Origin of the sequence: Dictyobacter vulcani (assembly GCF_008974265.1) — a bacterium.
GTDB classification, from domain to species: Bacteria; Chloroflexota; Ktedonobacteria; order Ktedonobacterales; family Ktedonobacteraceae; genus Dictyobacter; species Dictyobacter vulcani.
In genome coordinates, this window is record NZ_BKZW01000001.1 from 1,200,767 (window position 1) to 1,217,717 (window position 16,951).

Consider the following 16,951-nt stretch of genomic DNA (forward strand, 5'->3'; position numbering starts at 1 on the left):
GGAGTTTGCAATGGCCAGAATACGCCTGATGATTGTCGATGATCACGAAGTTGTACGCCTGGGTATGCGTGCCGCCTTTGAACTTGAAGCGGATATCAACGTGATAGGAGAGGCCAGCAATGGGGCCGAAGCCCTGGCCAAGATATCAGTCCTGATGCCTGATGTAATTTTAATGGATGTACGCATGGAGAAAATGGGAGGTATTGAGGCCTGTCGCGAAATCAGAAGTCAGTATCCTCGCATCGCCGTCTTGATGATCACCTCGTATCCAGATGATGAAGCCGTGACCGCTTCTATTCTGGCCGGTGCAAGTGGCTATCTACTCAAGAATGTCAGTCGGGCCGAACTACTCAAAGCGGTTCGGCAGGTAGCCGGTGGCAAATCCCTACTCCAACCAGAGGCGAGCAAAAAAGCCATTGCGCAGATGACCACGCTGGCACAGCGCTCAAATCCTCTGCCAGGTAGTGAATTAACCGAGCGCGAACGAGAAGTTCTTTCATTGATCGCGCGCGGCTATACCAATAAACAAATTGCCGAGGCCCTCTACATGAGTGAGAAAACAGCCCGTAACCATGTCAGCCATATCCTGGAGAAGCTCGGACTCTCCCGGCGCAGCGAAGCGGCCGCATACGCAGTAGAGCATAAACTGGTCACGCGGCGTGACCAGCAGCCGTAAAGTTACAACCGGTGTCTATCCACTTAAGCAAGTGGGTAGACACTGAGATTACTATACACAACGTTGGTAGCATCGCCTTTGTCCGAACTGGCTAAGAAACCAATATTGCCCGTATCCAGGGTAGCATCTTGAATTGGTGCTGGCTGATACACACCATTGATATACAGGAGAATGGTATTATCGCGCGCAATTACTTGCAAACGATTCTTCGCTGTCCCGGTCTTCAAGGCCGTTGAATTCAATCACGCAACGTCAGTTCAATCACGCAACACCGTCATGTACCCAGTTGATAGTTCTTGGAAACAGAGACTTTATAATTGCCGTTATCATCAATTTCGAAGAGATACCCTTTAAAGGGCGCATCACCCATGCGAAAAAAGAGTCCACCCGAATGTCCACTTTGAATTGAGACATCAACCTGGGCCGTGAAATTTTGAAATTGCTTGGCAGCCTCATGGCATTGCGCGAATGCATTCAAGCTCGACGCCTGCACATGATAGCCATCACCTTGAAAGGAACACGTCGTCCCATCATTATTCCACATGGCCGCCTGCGTATCGGCATTGTCCTTATTATTTAAAGGATCGGTATAGAGTGGCTGGCCTGCGATAGCGGTCTGAATGACGCCAGCAGTGGCACTGGCTTTAGCCTGTACGGTCGCCGTAACGTTAGCCCGAGCCGTCGCTGTCGCCTGCTTCTTCTGCGTCGCCGTCGCCGTCGCATTGGCGTGTGCTGTCGCCTTCGCCTGCGCCACACTCGTCGCCGTCCCATTGGACTGCGCCAGCGCGGTTGAGGTACCGCTCTGAGCCGTCGCCTGCAGGTTCGGCGTCGCCGTCGGAACCGGCGTACTACCACTACTAATGGAAGGATGATTAATATTATTGGTCACGGCATAAGAAATAAAGACACCCATAATCAACAGGGCCAGCAAGGCCATAATCGTTACCACCCATGCCTGAGTACGGGCCGTCTTGTTTTTCTGCGGAGGTGGTGGATAATATGGATCGTGTTCCGGATACATCTCCGGCGCAGCCCCATAACGACCACTGGCAGGCGCAGCCATGGTCGGAGCAGTCTGGGTGGTGCGTGGATAGGAAGCCGGTGGCATCGCTTGTCGTGCAACAGGACTCAACGCTCCGCTCCGCTGTTGCAACTGTGGACTGGCCACGGGAATTTGTGCGGTCGCTTTGGCAGTAGTAGCGCGACAAAAGGCGGTAGCCAGTTCACTGCCACTCCCATAGCGCAGTTCTGGTCGCTTCTCTAGAGCCTTGAAGACAACTTGTTCAACCGCCAGTGGCAAATTGGGCACATAGGTTCGTGGCGATGGCGGCAACTTATTGACATGCATTGCCACGACCGCAATTTGATTCTCCGCCACAAATGGCAAATGACCAGTCACCATTTCAAAGAGCAGCACGCCCAGGGAATAATAATCGCTACGAGCATCGGCCCGATAATTCGATTCAAAGAGTTCGGGGGCGATATAATCGACGGTGCCCAGTACATTCCCCGTACTGGTTAACTGCGTGGAATCCGTAGCGGTACGTGCAATACCAAAGTCGGCCAGATAACAGCGTCCATCAGCATCTAAGAGCACATTGGAAGATTTAATATCTCGATGGATAATCCCTTGCTCATGCATATAATCAAGGGCATCGCCAATATCGCGCAGATAGCGACACGCCTGCTTCAACGGAATAGCAGAACGGCGTATACGAGAACGCAACGTCCCACCATCCATGAAAGGCATCACAATGTAGTATGCATTCATGCCATCAACACGACAGGTTCCTGTATCATAGACAGGCATAAGATGCGGATTGTGGAGGGATGCCATCAACTGGGCTTCGCGAATAAAGCGTCTGAGCAGATCTTCATCCTCGCGTTTAAACACCTTTACGGCAACTTCACGCTCAAAATGGGGATCATAAGCCCGGTAGACATCCGCCATACCACCCCGGCCCGTGAGTTGCTGTAATTCATACCGATCGAGGGATCTTCCCTCCAGGTCTGCCATATCTTACTCCAATAAACCCAAAAGCAAACAGATCGTGCCTGCTGCCATTCTTTTTTGATACATACAAGATATAAAACGATCTTACATGCGTTTCGTTGCTATATCTTGAGATTCTCTATAAAAAGATACAACGAAATGTGAGTATAAAAATAAAGGGAGCAAAGCGATCAACAGGAGAAGCGTAACGCAAAAAGGTGTTGCACCGCACCTATGATCATTACGACCGCCCCCTTGGGATGTGTATTTGAGCTGAAGGGGATAAATATTCCAATTTCAAAATGCTACATTCAATACAAAAGTGAGGCAAACCTTGCCTGCCACAAGTGTCTGCCTCACTATATCACGAACCAGCTATTTTCTCAATGCGAAACGCTTATCTATGCTTGTCTCATTCAAGTTAGAGTTTGACATACAAACGTGTAGCAGGATCATAGCGATAGATGGGATCACCGCCATGATAACTCAGATGACCACCTTTGTCTTGCAGCCAGACCAGTATCTGGGTTCCGGGAGGAGCATGAAATTTGTAGTTCCAGTGGTCTAACGCACTGGATCCGGTTACGCCGAATAACCATGAGCCACCATCAACGTCAATGGTATTAGGATCCAGATCGCTACAGGCCGCTGAGTCATCATCATGGGTATCATTGGCTTGAAAATCACAGGCCTGCAAGGTCATACCATTCAAACTCGCATTGGGGTCAGCATAAGGATACTGAGAAAAGCCCGAGATTTCCTTGCGTGCCAGCCTGGCCTGAGTCCAGATCCAGGCACCGGGATGGAGTGCGAGGGTGGTATGAACCATCAGGCGAACCTTTACTTCTGGCGTGATGCGCACGGATAACAGACATCCTTTTGAACAATCGGGAGCATAATCTTCTTTTGATTGTACTTTAATCAAAGGAGTCGGTAATACTTCTCGCGCGGTCGCAGCATCAATCTTTAAGAGAACGCCTCCCAGAGCAACCAGCGGATATTGAGGCGAGAGCCTCATTTTCATACCGGGCTGCAAACTATGGCAGTCCAGGCCCACATCCTTACTGAGTTGTTGGACAGTCGTTGGATTGGTATCACTAAATACCTCACTCGCACCAAACATATTCATCTTATAAGTGAGAACTGCGTCACAGTTATCTCCCTCGCCGATGGTATGCTCAATCGAACCGACACGCGGCAAAACGGTCGGAAAGGCAGGTAGGGGTGTTGGAGTTGGTGCGTTAGAAATATTTGACAACGTATAAAACATATTGGTAACAGATGATAGGACGCCACTCCCCGCATGGGCACCATAGATAAAAGTAGGGACCGCAAGGACTATCATGATAGGCAATATTACCATTAATTTCCATGGTATGGAACGATAAAAGATATGTAGATTCTCTTTAGGCGTGCTTCTCGGATGAAAACGACGAGCCATGGACGACTCCAATCTAAACTAGTCTTATCCCACACGCATTATAGCAGGGAATGACGGTAAGAACTATCAATAAAAATAGGAATAGTACCTAAACATACTAAAAAGCATGCCGGCAGTCATCCCGTTCCATCTATTAAAAATGACGCTTGTGTCTGGATGTATCATTATGTCTCAATACACCTGCAACTGCTGTGTAGCCTATTTGTCCTTCTTATTTATGGCGACACCATGATAACACTTCATGGATACGGAGAAGAAGAAGAATCGCGTAGTCTCTATTTATTATATTCGGCTATCCAGCTATTTTTTACATAGAAATATACCAACAAAAAGGACTATTTTCCTGCCAGGTACTAACTGCCATCAATACTTGCAAATCCGTTTCTCTTTCTATCAGAAGTACTACTTTTTTCATGACAGAATGAGGAATCTGGTATTAGCTGGAAATTCTGTAATGTTTTTTGCTTAGCTGCGATATATATGCGAGATCTCAAATAAAGCGAGAGAAAAATGCAACAGAAACAAGCAACATTTATGGAGAATACGCCAGCGTCATTACTCTATCAGCGCCATGCCTCTGCACTCCTGGCCTACATTTATCGCCAGGTCAAATCCAGAGAAGATGCCGAGGATATCTTATTAGAGGTATTCATGGCGGTATTGGAACGCAAAGAGTTCTGGCACTTAAGAGAAAATGAGCAACAGGCCTTTCTCTGGCGGGTTGCAAGCAATAAAGTAGCGGATCACTATCGACGCTTTATCCGGCGTCCTAGTGTCTCTCTCAAAGATATGACTGATTCCATCTACGAACATGACGATCTGGCTCCGGACCAGATCGCCTTAAAACAGGAAGAATATGCGTACTTGCATCAAGTTTTAAAGGCACTACCAGCAAAACAGCGGGAGTTATTGCAGTTGCGCTTTGGCCACGGATTGACCTGTGCAGAGATAGCCCCGGTTCTCAATAAAAGCGAAGGGGCAATACGGACGTTGCTTTCGCGAACGCTCAAGGCGTTACGCACCATCTACAAAAACCAGTAAAAGAAAGGAGCTTTTATTATGCACGACGAACATGATTTTTTGTCACCCGAGCATGTAGATGAATATATCGAGCAATTTCCGAAAAGTTTGAATACCGATGATGCTTATCTCATCAACGATCTACAGCAGTATTATCAGGAGAGCGCACAACAGCACACAACGTCCCTCAATCACGTCTGGGAACGTATGCGTGTCCAACAAGCATACAAGGACCATGCCACCGAAAATGCTCTGGCAAGTACAGCATCCACTACATCCCAACAACCTGTTGAGATGCAGAAAAGGATCATTACAATGCAACAAAAGTCCGGTGCACAAAACAAGACCAACAAACAGAAAATTGGCCTGATCACAACCACAGCCGCAGTAGTAGTGCTGGTCGCCAGTATGCTGATCGCCTTTACTGCCCTGCAGCCAGGGAAACAAAAAGGCCACACCTCCACAGCGAGCAACAATACAACAACCAAAGCTGCTACTCCATTTGTCCCACACATCGGAGCCCCTGACCCGGGTATCTATATCACCACGGTTGGCAACGGCAATGACATGCCGCTCAAAAAGATCGATCTTAAAACGCACAAAGTTGTCTGGACATATAAACTGGGCAACAGTAGTTTAACCACACCGGTTGCTCAAGAAGGGGCAATCTATATTGCCCATGATCAGACACCAGGCAATGATAAATTTGTCACCGCCATTGATAGTAAAACAGGCAAACCACGCTGGGAAGCCGACCTTGGTTCAGACATTGAAATCCAACACATCCCAATCACGGATGAAATGCGTGCAGCGCATGAGGAAATGGGTAGCCCTTTTCCTGCCAAGCAAAAGTACATTGACAACATGGTTGATCATAGCTGGTTAGCAACCCCTACCGTGGTCAATGGCGTAGTCTATATGGAAAATGAGGGGGGAAGAATTACCGCCCTGGATGCCAGCACTGGTAAACAATTATGGGTGCAAAAGGTTGGAGATATCGCATATGTAGATGGCACTCGCTATAATGCGAATCCACTGGTAGTTGTTAACAATGTGGTCTATGGCTCAATCCATAAAACCCTGTTCGCACTGGATGCCAACACAGGCAAGAGGGTGTGGCTCAAAACTATTGATGACCAACAAATTTTTGCAGCACCAGTAGTAGATAATGGCATGATCTATCTCACATCAGCCCATGCTGGAAGCCATACCACCACCAACGCCTCTGCAACCGCCTATGCCTACAATAGTCAGAATGGCCAATTAGTATGGAGCAAAGATCTGGGCAAGCAATATACAGTAGGATCAATCACGCTGGCCAATCATATGCTCTACGTAGGTACCCTTGCCATGACAGGGGGAACAGACATGGGAGCCGCGAACTTTACCTCACATATGTTTTTTGCACTCTCCGAGACCAATGGCGAGATCAAATGGCAAAATACTGTCGGTTCTCCTTTTGTGACACCTTTGTTCGAAAATAATATTCTGTACTTACAGGAAGCCGCCACTTTTAATAATGGTGTGAAACAGACACCAGATATCCTGCACGCTTACAATCCCACCACTGGCGTACAATTGTGGCAAAAGAACATTGATGGGATCTCTCCTGCAGAACTTCATGATGGCATCATCTATGGTACTGGCCCTGGACATGATGTTTCAGCGCTGAGCGCGAAGGATGGCAGCGTCCTCTGGCAGGGTGAATATGCCGCGAAAGCCATTGACAAAATGGGTGAGGATGGCGGTCGCGTCTTTAGCTTAACGGTCGTACCACAAAAGTAATTGATGTCTTCATAACAACAAAAAAGAAGCTCAGCACGATAATGGTGCTGAGCTTCTTTTTTGTTGTTATGATAAGCTTATTGGCTAGCCAGCCTGCCGGGCCATATAGGCATGAATTGCCCGCAGGATGCGCTCAGGAGTAAAAGGAAGCTGGCGAATGCGGATATCTACCGCATCCAGGATCGCGTTGGAGATAGCCGGGGCGATGCCATAAAGGGCGATGCCTGCTACAGCTCTGGTCCCAAATAGTTCGGAGGTATCCTGCGATTCGACCAGGTAGGTTTGCAACTCGGGCATCTCCGCCGCCGAGAGGAGATGGGAGGTCTGCCAGTTGGCGATCAATGGCACCCCATCAGCATCATAGAACATCTCCTCACTCAGGCTTCTTCCCAGCGCCTGAGTGACGTCTCCTTCAACCTGCGCCTCTAGAAGGGTAGGATTGATCGCACGACCCGCGTCAATGGCGGTAATCGCTTTTACAATGCGAATCCCGCCAGTCTCGATATCTACCTCTACTTCCACACCCTGAACCGCAAAGGTCAGTGGAAGATGCTGCGCCTTCCAGGATGAAGTAGTCATGAGCTGACGGCTTTCGGTATACATCGTGTGAACAGCTACCTGGGCCAGCGTCAACTGAACATCTGAAGTTCCACGGATGGTCCCATTTCTGATTTTCAGCGTTTCAGGAACAGCACCCAACATCCTACCAGCAACCATCGTAATCTGGCGCTTAATCTGCTCCGCAACTTTCTTGACTACATTGCCACCCATATAAAAGGCAGTAACGTCATTAGAACTACTGTCAAACGGTGCAATACTGGTGTCGGCGCTATGCAACCGGATGTCGTTGCTGGAGACCCCCAGGACTTCCGCGGCGATCTGGATTAAATAGGTGTGGAGTTGAGTACCATTTTCGCTATGACCAGCGAACAGATCAAAGGAGCCATCTTCATTTAATTTGATACTGGCTCCACTGGTACCACCAACCACGCCTGCATCTCCATAGAATGAGAGCGCGATACCAACGCCATGGCGATAGCGATCATTGCTCTTATGACCACGTTTGGCCTTCCACCCTGATTTCTCTTCAACCAGGCGTAGACAGGCCTCCAGCTCGCAATGCTCGATCAACACATTTCCATTCCGGGTCCCACCCACGGTCGCGGGTAGTGGATAGTGATCGCCCGCCTTTAACCAGTTCTGCCGCCGCAGAGCCAGCGCATCCATCCCCAACTGACGCGCCACATCATCCATATGGCTCTCTAAGGCCAGATACTCATGCTGTAACTCATAACCTTGAGAAGAGCTGGCCGGAGCATGGTTCGTGTAGAGTACTTCAGCCAGGAAGCGCATATTCTGACAGGGATAGAGGGCCTGGGCCTTGGCAGAGCGCACATGATTGGTCAAAGCATGCGTGGCATACGCACCTGTATCGGCCAGAACCACCATTTGACTGGCCAGCAGAGTGCCATCACGCCGTACGCCTGTTTTCATGCGCAAAATATATTGCTGACCCATATGGTTACTCTGGAACTCTTCAGTTCGCGAGTATTCTAGCTTGACTGGCCGCCTGGTAATCATAGTTAGCAGAGCACAGAGATCCTCACCCTCGATATGTTGCCGCGTACCAAGGTTACCACCAATCTCCGCCTGCTCAACACGAATCCGCCGCATCGGCAGGCCAATGACCTGAGCCAGCGTCCGGCGCAAATAATGAGGTAACTGGGTATTTGTGCGCACAACCAGATCTTCTTCAGCGTCAAAATAGGTGATAACGCTATACTTCTCAAGCGGCGCCTGTTGCGTTGGAGGCACCAGATATTCGGTCTCGATAACGTGATCAGAAGCAGAGAAACCTTGCTCGACATCGCCAATTTCAGTACGGACACGCGCGGCGATGTTACGTCCCCCATCCAGGATGCCTTGCGATTCACGCTCGGCGTGTACGCGAACAGCTCCTGGAGCCAGGGCCTGTCGCTGATCCAGAACGGCTGGCTGGACCTCATATTCAACGTTAATTAATTTCAGAGCCTGCTCGGCCACCTCAGCGGTCTCCGCCACCACCACAGCCACCCGATCTCCAACATAACGCAGCACATAATCCAGGCAATATTGATCAAGCAATGGCTCTTCACCAGCAGCGCGCTCGATACTGGAGTAGGGCACACGCGGCACATCTTTATAGGTCAGCACCGCCAGCACGCCCGGTAAAGCCTGGGCTTCAGAAACATCAATCGCACGAATCACGGCATGAGCATACGGGCTCGGCAAAATACGAGCATAGGTCATCTGATGAAGCGTCTGATCGCCGGCGAACTGGTTTTTCCCAGTTACGGCTTTCAGGGCATTCCGGGCCGGGGTAGCAGTTCCAACGACCTGGAGAGGGATACGGGGCCTGGGTACGGTTGGTATCGGGCTAGCCGCCGCCATCATCTGTGGAGTCAAAGCTGGAATCTGAGTAGTGACGGCACCAACCCTGGAGTTCATACCGCCTGCCATCATTGCTGGCTGCTTACCAGTCGCTGACTGTGCTGCTGGCTGCTCTTCGGCAGAAATAGTGGCAGGCACCACAGGCTCAACTTTCTCACCACGCAGAAGGGCAGCTGCACGCAAGACAGCCTGCACCGGTTTAGCATAGCCAGTACAGCGGCAAAGGTTGCCGGACAGGGCATCGCGTACCTCTGCTTCCGAAGGCGCAGGATTACTCTGCAGCAGGGCGTGAGCTGAAAGCAACATGCCAGAGGTACAAAAGCCACAACCGGTGGCACCCAGTTCACTAAAAGTAGCCTGCAAAGGATGCAACTTTGTGGCCGTCCCCAGGCTTTCTACCGTTGAAAGTGAGCAGCCACCAACCTGTGCGGCCAGCATCACACAACTCGGGCGTGGTACCCCATCGACCAGAACCGTACAGGCCCCGCATTCACCCGTTTCACAACCATGCTTCACGCTGGTATAGCCCTGACGACGCAATAATGAGAGTAGCGAATCATTAGGAGCGACATCAAGACCCTCAATAGTTCCATTGATACTTAATTCGAGTTCCATTTAGCTTCCTCTTTCCGACGAGACCATGCTGCGCCAACAGGCTATATTCATCGCCTCTTCCAGCGCCCGGTAGGCCAGTCCCATACCGCTCACACGCCGATAGCTACTACTGGCACGGAGATCTGCCGGTGGACGAAACGTCGCCATACCTTCCTGTAACACAGAGAGAAGCTTCTGACTGTTGAGGGGATTCATGATAGGCGTGCCTTCAAGCAGACGCTCAACGGCAAGCAAACGCGCTGGCTCCATTGAGGCTCCCCCCATTGCCAGGCGCACCTTCCGATACATATTGTCCTCGATTTCAATGACTGCCGCAGCATTAATGAGGGCCACATCTGCGGGCGTACGGCTTACACGTATAAATGACGCGCCACTACTCAGGCTCGGCCGCGGCACAATAGCCTCAATAATGAGTTCACTCGGGCGGCGCTCAACCTGCGCATCACGACACGCAATACGACGCTCATGCTTTCCTTTATAAACCACACCAGCCAGAGCCAATCCTGGTCGATCAATAGTTCCGCCACTCAGATCTACCTGTGTTTTTGATCCTGAGCGCACAAGAATCTCCGCATCCAGCGCCACCAGGGCAGTGAGCAGATCCGCCTGTGAATTGATACCAGTCGCGATCGTACCACCAATGGTCGCACTATTGCGTATTAAGCGGGATGAAGAGGAGGCCGCGGCTGAACGCACCAGCAGGCCCGTGGCAAAGTCTTTGAGCAGTGGGGATTCCACCAGCTGCTGCAGGGTGGTCATCGAGCCAATGTGGAGGCCGCGTGTATCTTCAGAAATATAGGCCAGCTCCAGGTCACGTAAATCCACAACAGCTTCGATACTGTCATCTTGTATACCCAGGAGATACGTTCCGCCAGCCAGCGGCACGGTCTTAACGTCAAGACGGCCCAACAGCAGGAGGACATCATCGATATCCTCCGCCCAATGATATTCAATCAGCTCCAGTAGCATACCTATTACCTTTGTAGAGGGATACGAGTGAACGTTTCAACGTCAATCAAGCCCTGATCCGTCAATTTAAGTGACGGAATAACTGAAAGTGAGAGGAAACTAAGGGTCATACAAGGATGCTCTAGCGAACATCCCAGCTCAGCAGCGGCTGCATCCAGTTGGCGCAATTGCTGCACCACATCTGCTGCCGGAAGCGGCGAGACCAAGCCACCGATTGGCAAGGGTACACGTGCCCTGACCTCTCCATCGACGACACAGACAAAACCGCCCCCCATCTCTTCCAATGCATACGCCGCCTGAAGAATATCCTTATCACTCGCACCCGCAATGACTATATTGTGGGCATCGTGAGCAACACTGGAGGCAATCGCCCCCTTACGCAGGCCGAAGCCTTTCACCAGGCCTAACCCGACACGTCCACTGGCGTGGTGTCGCTCAATCACCGCCAGTTTTAACAGGTCACGAGCAGGATCAGCCACAATCTCATCCTGCCGTAGTGGAGCCTCCTCGCGCAAGTGTCTGGTCGTGATCTGTCCAGGCTCTATCCCAATCACCTCGACCAGACCAGGTTTGCCAGGTATACACAAGTCAGCTTCAGTGACGTTTCCAATATGCACGGTACCAGTGATGTTGGTGATGCTTGAGGGTTCCTCAATGATCTCGGTCAGCAAAGAGCCATCCCGCGCAGTCAAGACGCCATCTTTATAAACTTCGGCTATCTGAAATGTCGTCAGGTCATCTAAAACTACCAGGTCGGCTCGATAGCCAGGAGCAATCGCACCACGATCCTGTAAACCAAAATATTGCGCTGTATTGTATGAGGCCAGGCGTATGGCCTCGACCGGCTCCAATCCTAACTCGATCGCACGACGCACCATCGAATCAATATGTCCACGCGTCATGATATCTGAGGGATCACGATCATCAGTCACAAAAAACACGCGGGGAGGATGTAACTCCTGAACCAGGGGTAAGAGGGCGTCGAGATTCTGGGCGGCCGAACCTTCACGAATCATCAACCACATACCCAGGCGAATACGCTGCCGTGCCTCTTCCACTGTTGTGCACTCATGATCTGACTGCACGCCTGCAACTACGTATGCATTCAGGTCCTGCTCAGTAACACCGGGTGCATGGCCATCAACGACCAGCCGGTGTTGTTGGGTGGCCTGAATTTTTGCTAATACCTGGGTGTCAGCTCCCAGCACGCCTGGAATATTCATCATCTCAGCCAGACCCAGCACGCGCTCTTCACTTAACAGTTGTACCAGATCCTCGGCCAGCAAGGTTCGGTAGGGGCTCTCAAAACTGGATGCAGGCACGCAGGATGAAAGCATGACATAGGCGGTCAGGGGCAGATTATGGCCTGCTTCCAACACATAACGAATACCATCCAGGCCCAGCACATTGGCGAATTCATGGGGATCAAGCATCACAGTAGTCACGCCACGCGGCACCACCAACCGGGAAAACTCGGCCAGGGTCAACATTGTGCTCTCGATATGCATATGGCCATCGATCAGCGCAGGTGCCAACCAGCGACCCTGCAAATCTCGCACCTCACGAGCAGCGTAGGGGGAGCGTATACTATCATCCTGCGCCAACACGCCCACAACCATCCCATCCGCAATCGCGACATCAGCCAGATAACACTCACCGCTACAAACATTCACGAGTTGAGCATTACGCAGCAATAGATCTGCTGGCTCCTCACTACGCGCGATCCGAATACGCCTTCGTAATTCATCCATTGATATCCTCACTTCTGCATCAAAATAGCTGCACCCCAAAATCCCAATCCACTACACTGCTTTGGGCTATGCACTCACTGCCAAATGCCACCTTTTCTCTGCTCTGGCGAGAGCCAGTTGCTATCGAACTCAGTAGCAGATTTTAACACATAGATTTACTTTTGCTATAATTCCATCAACTCGGTAACCATTATGGGTGTACGTGGGTACCAAACTGAAGACACAATATCATATAGGAACACGTTGACGCCAGACTTTCATCCCACAGGACATCTCTAACGTATACTTTATAGCAATTGATTGTTAACGTCACTGCGCAGATAATGAAAGGATAAACCATTTATGGATAATAATAATAACACGGTTGGCGGCGCGATCGTTAAGATCGTTGCATTGACCGGCGGCGCGATCGCTGGCGCAATCCTTGCCAACTGGTTCGATCAGTTGTTAAGTAATATGGCCCATGAGCGCTCGGATTTTGATAAATCCCGCTATGCCCAGGGACTCAGCTCGCAGGATCTACCGGCCCAGGAGAAGCGTGCGATCAATACCGAACCACGTATCATCAAAATTGAACATGGTGAGTATCAGGGTTATCAGGAGGAAGGAGACCTCTAAGTATATGTCTCATCAGATGACGCCAGGCGAACGGGTACGTGCCGCCTTGCAGGGAAATGCAGTAGATCGGGTGCCGTTCTGTTTCTGGCACCATTTTCAGCCACAGGGATCGGGCGAACGGCTAGCGGCTGCTACCTTTGAGTTTTTTAAGACCCAATTTGATCTGGATATTGTCAAAATCATGCCAGATCTGCCCTATCCCGAGCCGGCGGAAAAAATTCAGGATGTGGAACAGTTACGTTTGCTCCCACAACTGGATCTGGAGACACCAATCTTTCAGGAACAACTGCTCTGTATCCGCTTATTGCGCAAGCAGTTGGGACCCGACTATCCTTTAATACTGACACTGTTTAGTCCACTCACCTACCTCTTTAATTTTATGGGGGCAGACTTCAAGGGAAAAGATCTGGTGATAGCGACCGCGCGCCAGAATCCTGCTCCGATCGAAGCGGGACTGGCCACCGTGGCGGCCAATCTGCAACGCCTGATGCGAGCAGCAATTGAGGCTGGTGCCAGTGGTATTTTCTTTTCTTGCATGGGGGCAACCAGCGCGGATTTTAGCCGTGAAGAATATCTACGCTTTGGGCATCCTTATGATCTAGAAGCCCTGAAGGGAGCGGAGGCCGGCTGGCTCAATATTGTGCATATTCATGCCGCGCCTGAGCAGGTAGAGGATCAAATTTATTTTGATCTCTTTACAGAGTATCCAGTGCCAGCATTGAGCTGGAGCGATCGTCTGACCGGTCCAAGTCTGAGCGAGGCACTGACAATGACCGATAAATGCTTGATGGGCGGTCTCTGGGAGCGCGGTCCTTTAACCCATGGTAGCGAGACCGAAATCGAGAATGAGATGCTGGGAGCAGTTATGCAAACGCGAGGTCAGCGCTTGATTCTGGCCAATGGCTGCTCAATTCCCGATGATGTGTCGGACCGGCCACTCCAGATTGCGCGCAGGCTCGTTGATCAATTGCAATAAGTTGATATGGATGTGCTCCATTTTGCGTAACGGAGCACATATCCATCATGTAGTTTATGCTACGACATGGCTTTCACTACTACCTGGCAGGATAGACAAATTTGGCAGATCTGCACCTGTACCTGAAATGCTACTATGCAGTGCCTGAATAGTGTCTTCTAGACGATTCAAGACTGTATCAATCTCATCCATCGTCATCACCAGAGGCGGCTCAATACGAATAACACGTGAGTTATTCAGGGTACCCGAAATCAAGACACCGCGTTGGAACAGGCCAGCAGCAATCTCATAACCAATGTCATCATTCACGAAGTGTTGTCCGATCAACAAGCCTTTGCCAGTGATATCAGTATAGATATCTGCATGCCGAGCCGCAATCTCTTTCAAGTGTTTGATGAAATACTCGCCTTTCTCGGCTGCCTGCTCTACCAGATTCTCTTCAAGGGTAACATTGATCGCCGCAATGGCAGCGGCACAGGCTAAGGGATTCCCACCGGTGGTTGAAGTATGAATAAAAGGATTGCTATTAAAGACACTCCAGATTTTCGGAGTAGCCATAAAAGCTCCAATCGGCATCACCCCACCACCAAGAGCTTTAGCTGAAGTAATAATATCCGGTGCTACATCCCAGTGCTCCACCCCCACAACTTGCCGGTTCGTCCCAGTCCTGTCTGCACTTCGTCCGCGATCAGCAGAACCTCATATTCGTCACAGAGTTGGCGGACGCGTGGCCAGTAATCATCTGGTGGGACAATCGCACCAGCTTCACCCTGAATCGGCTCCAGCACTACCGCTGCAATATCATTGCCCACTTCTTTAGCAATCTGTAACTGCTGCTCAATCGCCGCAGCATCTCCAAAGGGCACATGGTAGATATTGTTATGTAGCGGCATGGCTGGTCGGCGAAAGATGGATTTACCCGTTAAGGAGAGAGAACCTGTTGTCTTCCCATGGAAACCACGTACAGCTGCAATGAAACCACTCTTGCGCGTATACAGCTTGGCAACTTTCATTGCGCCTTCTACCGCTTCGGTACCACTCCCGACAAAGAAACTATACTGGATATCGCCAGGAGTAATCTCTGCCAGCAGATGGGCCAGCATACCACGTAAGGGATCTAATAATTCCTGGGTTGGCAACGGACTCTTTTGTAGCTGTGCCTGTACGGCCCCAACGACCTTAGGATGCGCCCAGCCCAGGTTAAAGAGGCCAAAGCCACCCAGGCAGTCGATATACTCCTTACCCATTACATCTCGGAAGGTAGCACCACGGCCAGTCCATTCCACAGAAGCAAAATCACCTGCTTCAGCTACTGATTTACGATACTCGATAAATCCACTATTATAGTATTTGGCGAAATTCTCAACCGTGGTCTCTACCAACCACTCAGCTTCACTCTTCCCTAACTGAGGCTTATGTACAACGTCGAGATAGCGCTGGGAGTCATTAAGGGCCTTTAGTAAACCATCGGAACTCATATATATCCTTTCCGGAAATGCGGCAAAAACAATCTATTCCACAGTCGATCCGCATACATCTGACAGCACTTCTACATGTACTTGCTTGCAAGCAACCAGTGCTTGTGGATAGAGGAATACCTATCCCTGAAGATAGGGGTGAATAAAAATGACACGCCTGGCTGAGTAATACTATTTTTAAGCTATTGCACCACAAAACGTGCATCTGTGAATTTTATGACACAAAGATACACGGTCTTACTAGAGAAAAATGCTAAAAGATAAAGTCAGCCAGGTAGAAGAGACACAGAGGCAGTAGGCTCAGGGGTAGCAAGTGGACAAATGAAAGCCACAAAATACATAGAATTTCGGGATGTAACCACCTTTTTTTGGGTTGGAGGCAAGTGCTTTTTTCATAAGACACCATTCTTTAAATTTGAGCCTGGTGAAGTTTCCTTGTCTCCTAGTATAGCTGACAACCTGGAATAAAGCAAGCACCATATTGTCCACTTCACTACTGGGAGAAACTCACGATACCCTGGGCGCGCATTTGTTGGATGATGTACATGGTAGTCTCGGTTGAAAGGCGACTGAGCAGGGCAATTCGTTCGATGGTACGCTGTCCATCAATCAATTGATACACTTTTCGCTTGCTCGCATCTTGAAATTGATTGAGCTCGGTTTCCCGTATGCGATAGACAATAGCCGACGAGGTAAGCGGCATAACCGCTGGTATAGCAGGAGCAGTCTCGGCTGAGGATGGGGAAGGTGGTATTGACAAAGGACCTGTTTGTGAAGATAGATAAACCCTGGCAATCTGGTCTGTATTACGCGGACTCATCATTGCTGTTCGCCATTCCAGCGTACCAGCACGATTGAGGATGTTTGTAATCTGATCCAAAGCAATCGATCCTTGATTCAGGCCAATCCAGAGCTGACAGGCAACTATTTGACCTTTGTTAAAGGTAATTTCTATCTTCCCGGACGCTTTAACGGAAGCAATATTATGCATTTTCGCGACTGGAATCTCAGCCTCTAACAGGCCATTAAATCCAGTGGTATGCAAACGATTAACGATTATTGCTCCATCAAGTTGTAAACTATTCACATTCTCATCCTAAAATTTTTTAGATCTCCATAATATCATTGCATGGCAAATAAACTGTATAACTAAAGTTCATGAAAAGACAACCAGACAATAGATATTCATCTGTAATACG

The 16,951-nt window shown here is 49.8% G+C and carries 12 protein-coding genes and 1 pseudogene; 5 read left to right on the forward strand and 8 right to left on the reverse strand.

Translation table 11 applies throughout. The features are described from left to right. Positions 1 to 10 precede the first annotated feature (10 nt). Entirely contained in the window at positions 11 to 676 is a 666-nt protein-coding gene (locus KDW_RS05050; protein WP_151754949.1) for a response regulator, read from the forward strand. 23 nt (positions 677 to 699) lie between these two features. Here the strand turns inward: KDW_RS05050 and KDW_RS31565 are convergent, their stop codons facing one another. The 3 genes from KDW_RS31565 to KDW_RS05060 form a co-directional block, all read right to left on the reverse strand. Then, positions 700 to 876, reverse strand: a complete 177-nt coding sequence (locus tag KDW_RS31565; protein ID WP_162004966.1) for a hypothetical protein — start codon at positions 874 to 876, stop codon at positions 700 to 702. 74 nt (positions 877 to 950) lie between these two features. Further along, positions 951 to 2,693: a protein kinase domain-containing protein gene (locus tag KDW_RS05055; RefSeq protein ID WP_151754950.1), complete on the reverse strand. Its 1,743-nt coding sequence runs from the start codon at positions 2,691 to 2,693 to the stop codon at positions 951 to 953. Positions 2,694 to 3,090: 397 nt separating this feature from the next. Continuing rightward, complete coding sequence (locus KDW_RS05060; protein ID WP_151754951.1) at positions 3,091 to 4,110, reverse strand: hypothetical protein; 1,020 nt, start codon at positions 4,108 to 4,110, stop codon at positions 3,091 to 3,093. 510 nt (positions 4,111 to 4,620) lie between these two features. Between KDW_RS05060 and KDW_RS05065 the strand changes: the two genes are divergently transcribed. Together KDW_RS05065 and KDW_RS05070 are read left to right on the forward strand one after the other, a co-directional pair. Continuing rightward, positions 4,621 to 5,151 carry an RNA polymerase sigma factor gene (locus KDW_RS05065; protein ID WP_151754952.1) on the forward strand — a complete coding sequence of 177 codons (531 nt, stop codon included), beginning with the start codon at positions 4,621 to 4,623 and terminating at the stop codon, positions 5,149 to 5,151. A gap of 18 nt (positions 5,152 to 5,169) precedes the next feature. Continuing rightward, entirely contained in the window at positions 5,170 to 6,915 is a 1,746-nt protein-coding gene (locus KDW_RS05070; protein ID WP_151754953.1) for a PQQ-binding-like beta-propeller repeat protein, read from the forward strand. Between the two features lie 84 nt (positions 6,916 to 6,999). On the opposite strand, the gene KDW_RS05075 is transcribed toward KDW_RS05070, so the two are convergent. Genes KDW_RS05075 through ade form a run of 3 tightly spaced genes read right to left on the reverse strand, consistent with a single transcriptional unit; the run spans position 7,000 to position 12,680 of the window. Next, positions 7,000 to 9,960, reverse strand: a complete 2,961-nt coding sequence (locus KDW_RS05075; protein WP_151754954.1) for a molybdopterin-dependent oxidoreductase — start codon at positions 9,958 to 9,960, stop codon at positions 7,000 to 7,002. Next, entirely contained in the window at positions 9,961 to 10,929 is a 969-nt protein-coding gene (locus KDW_RS05080) for an FAD binding domain-containing protein (protein WP_151754955.1), read from the reverse strand. It abuts the gene before it with no gap. A 5-nt stretch (positions 10,930 to 10,934) separates the two neighbouring features. Next, on the reverse strand, positions 10,935 to 12,680 hold the full coding sequence (gene ade / locus KDW_RS05085) for an adenine deaminase (protein WP_151754956.1): 1,746 nt from the start codon (positions 12,678 to 12,680) through the stop codon (positions 10,935 to 10,937). A 342-nt stretch (positions 12,681 to 13,022) separates the two neighbouring features. Between ade and KDW_RS31570 the strand changes: the two genes are divergently transcribed. Beyond that, positions 13,023 to 13,298: a hypothetical protein gene (locus tag KDW_RS31570; protein WP_162004967.1), complete on the forward strand. Its 276-nt coding sequence runs from the start codon at positions 13,023 to 13,025 to the stop codon at positions 13,296 to 13,298. 4 nt (positions 13,299 to 13,302) lie between these two features. Further along, positions 13,303 to 14,274: a uroporphyrinogen decarboxylase family protein gene (locus KDW_RS05090; RefSeq protein WP_162004968.1), complete on the forward strand. Its 972-nt coding sequence runs from the start codon at positions 13,303 to 13,305 to the stop codon at positions 14,272 to 14,274. Between the two features lie 54 nt (positions 14,275 to 14,328). On the opposite strand, the pseudogene KDW_RS35785 reads toward KDW_RS05090, so the two are convergent. Next, positions 14,329 to 15,752: pseudogene (locus tag KDW_RS35785) on the reverse strand (putrescine aminotransferase). Between the two features lie 493 nt (positions 15,753 to 16,245). Then, positions 16,246 to 16,839 carry a hypothetical protein gene (locus KDW_RS05100; RefSeq protein WP_151754958.1) on the reverse strand — a complete coding sequence of 198 codons (594 nt, stop codon included), beginning with the start codon at positions 16,837 to 16,839 and terminating at the stop codon, positions 16,246 to 16,248. Between the last annotated feature and the right edge of the window lie 112 nt (positions 16,840 to 16,951).

Coding starts and splice junctions, on each gene's coding strand:
- KDW_RS05060 (WP_151754951.1), bottom strand. CDS start 4,110: ATGGCTCGTCGTTTTCATCCGAGAAGCACGCCTAAAGAGAATCTACAT.
- KDW_RS05080 (WP_151754955.1), bottom strand. CDS start 10,929: ATGCTACTGGAGCTGATTGAATATCATTGGGCGGAGGATATCGATGAT.
- KDW_RS05090 (WP_162004968.1), top strand. CDS start 13,303: ATGTCTCATCAGATGACGCCAGGCGAACGGGTACGTGCCGCCTTGCAG.
- KDW_RS31570 (WP_162004967.1), top strand. CDS start 13,023: ATGGATAATAATAATAACACGGTTGGCGGCGCGATCGTTAAGATCGTT.
- KDW_RS05055 (WP_151754950.1), bottom strand. CDS start 2,693: ATGGCAGACCTGGAGGGAAGATCCCTCGATCGGTATGAATTACAGCAA.
- KDW_RS05075 (WP_151754954.1), bottom strand. CDS start 9,960: ATGGAACTCGAATTAAGTATCAATGGAACTATTGAGGGTCTTGATGTC.
- ade (WP_151754956.1), bottom strand. CDS start 12,680: ATGGATGAATTACGAAGGCGTATTCGGATCGCGCGTAGTGAGGAGCCA.
- KDW_RS05050 (WP_151754949.1), top strand. CDS start 11: ATGGCCAGAATACGCCTGATGATTGTCGATGATCACGAAGTTGTACGC.
- KDW_RS05070 (WP_151754953.1), top strand. CDS start 5,170: ATGCACGACGAACATGATTTTTTGTCACCCGAGCATGTAGATGAATAT.
- KDW_RS05065 (WP_151754952.1), top strand. CDS start 4,621: ATGCAACAGAAACAAGCAACATTTATGGAGAATACGCCAGCGTCATTA.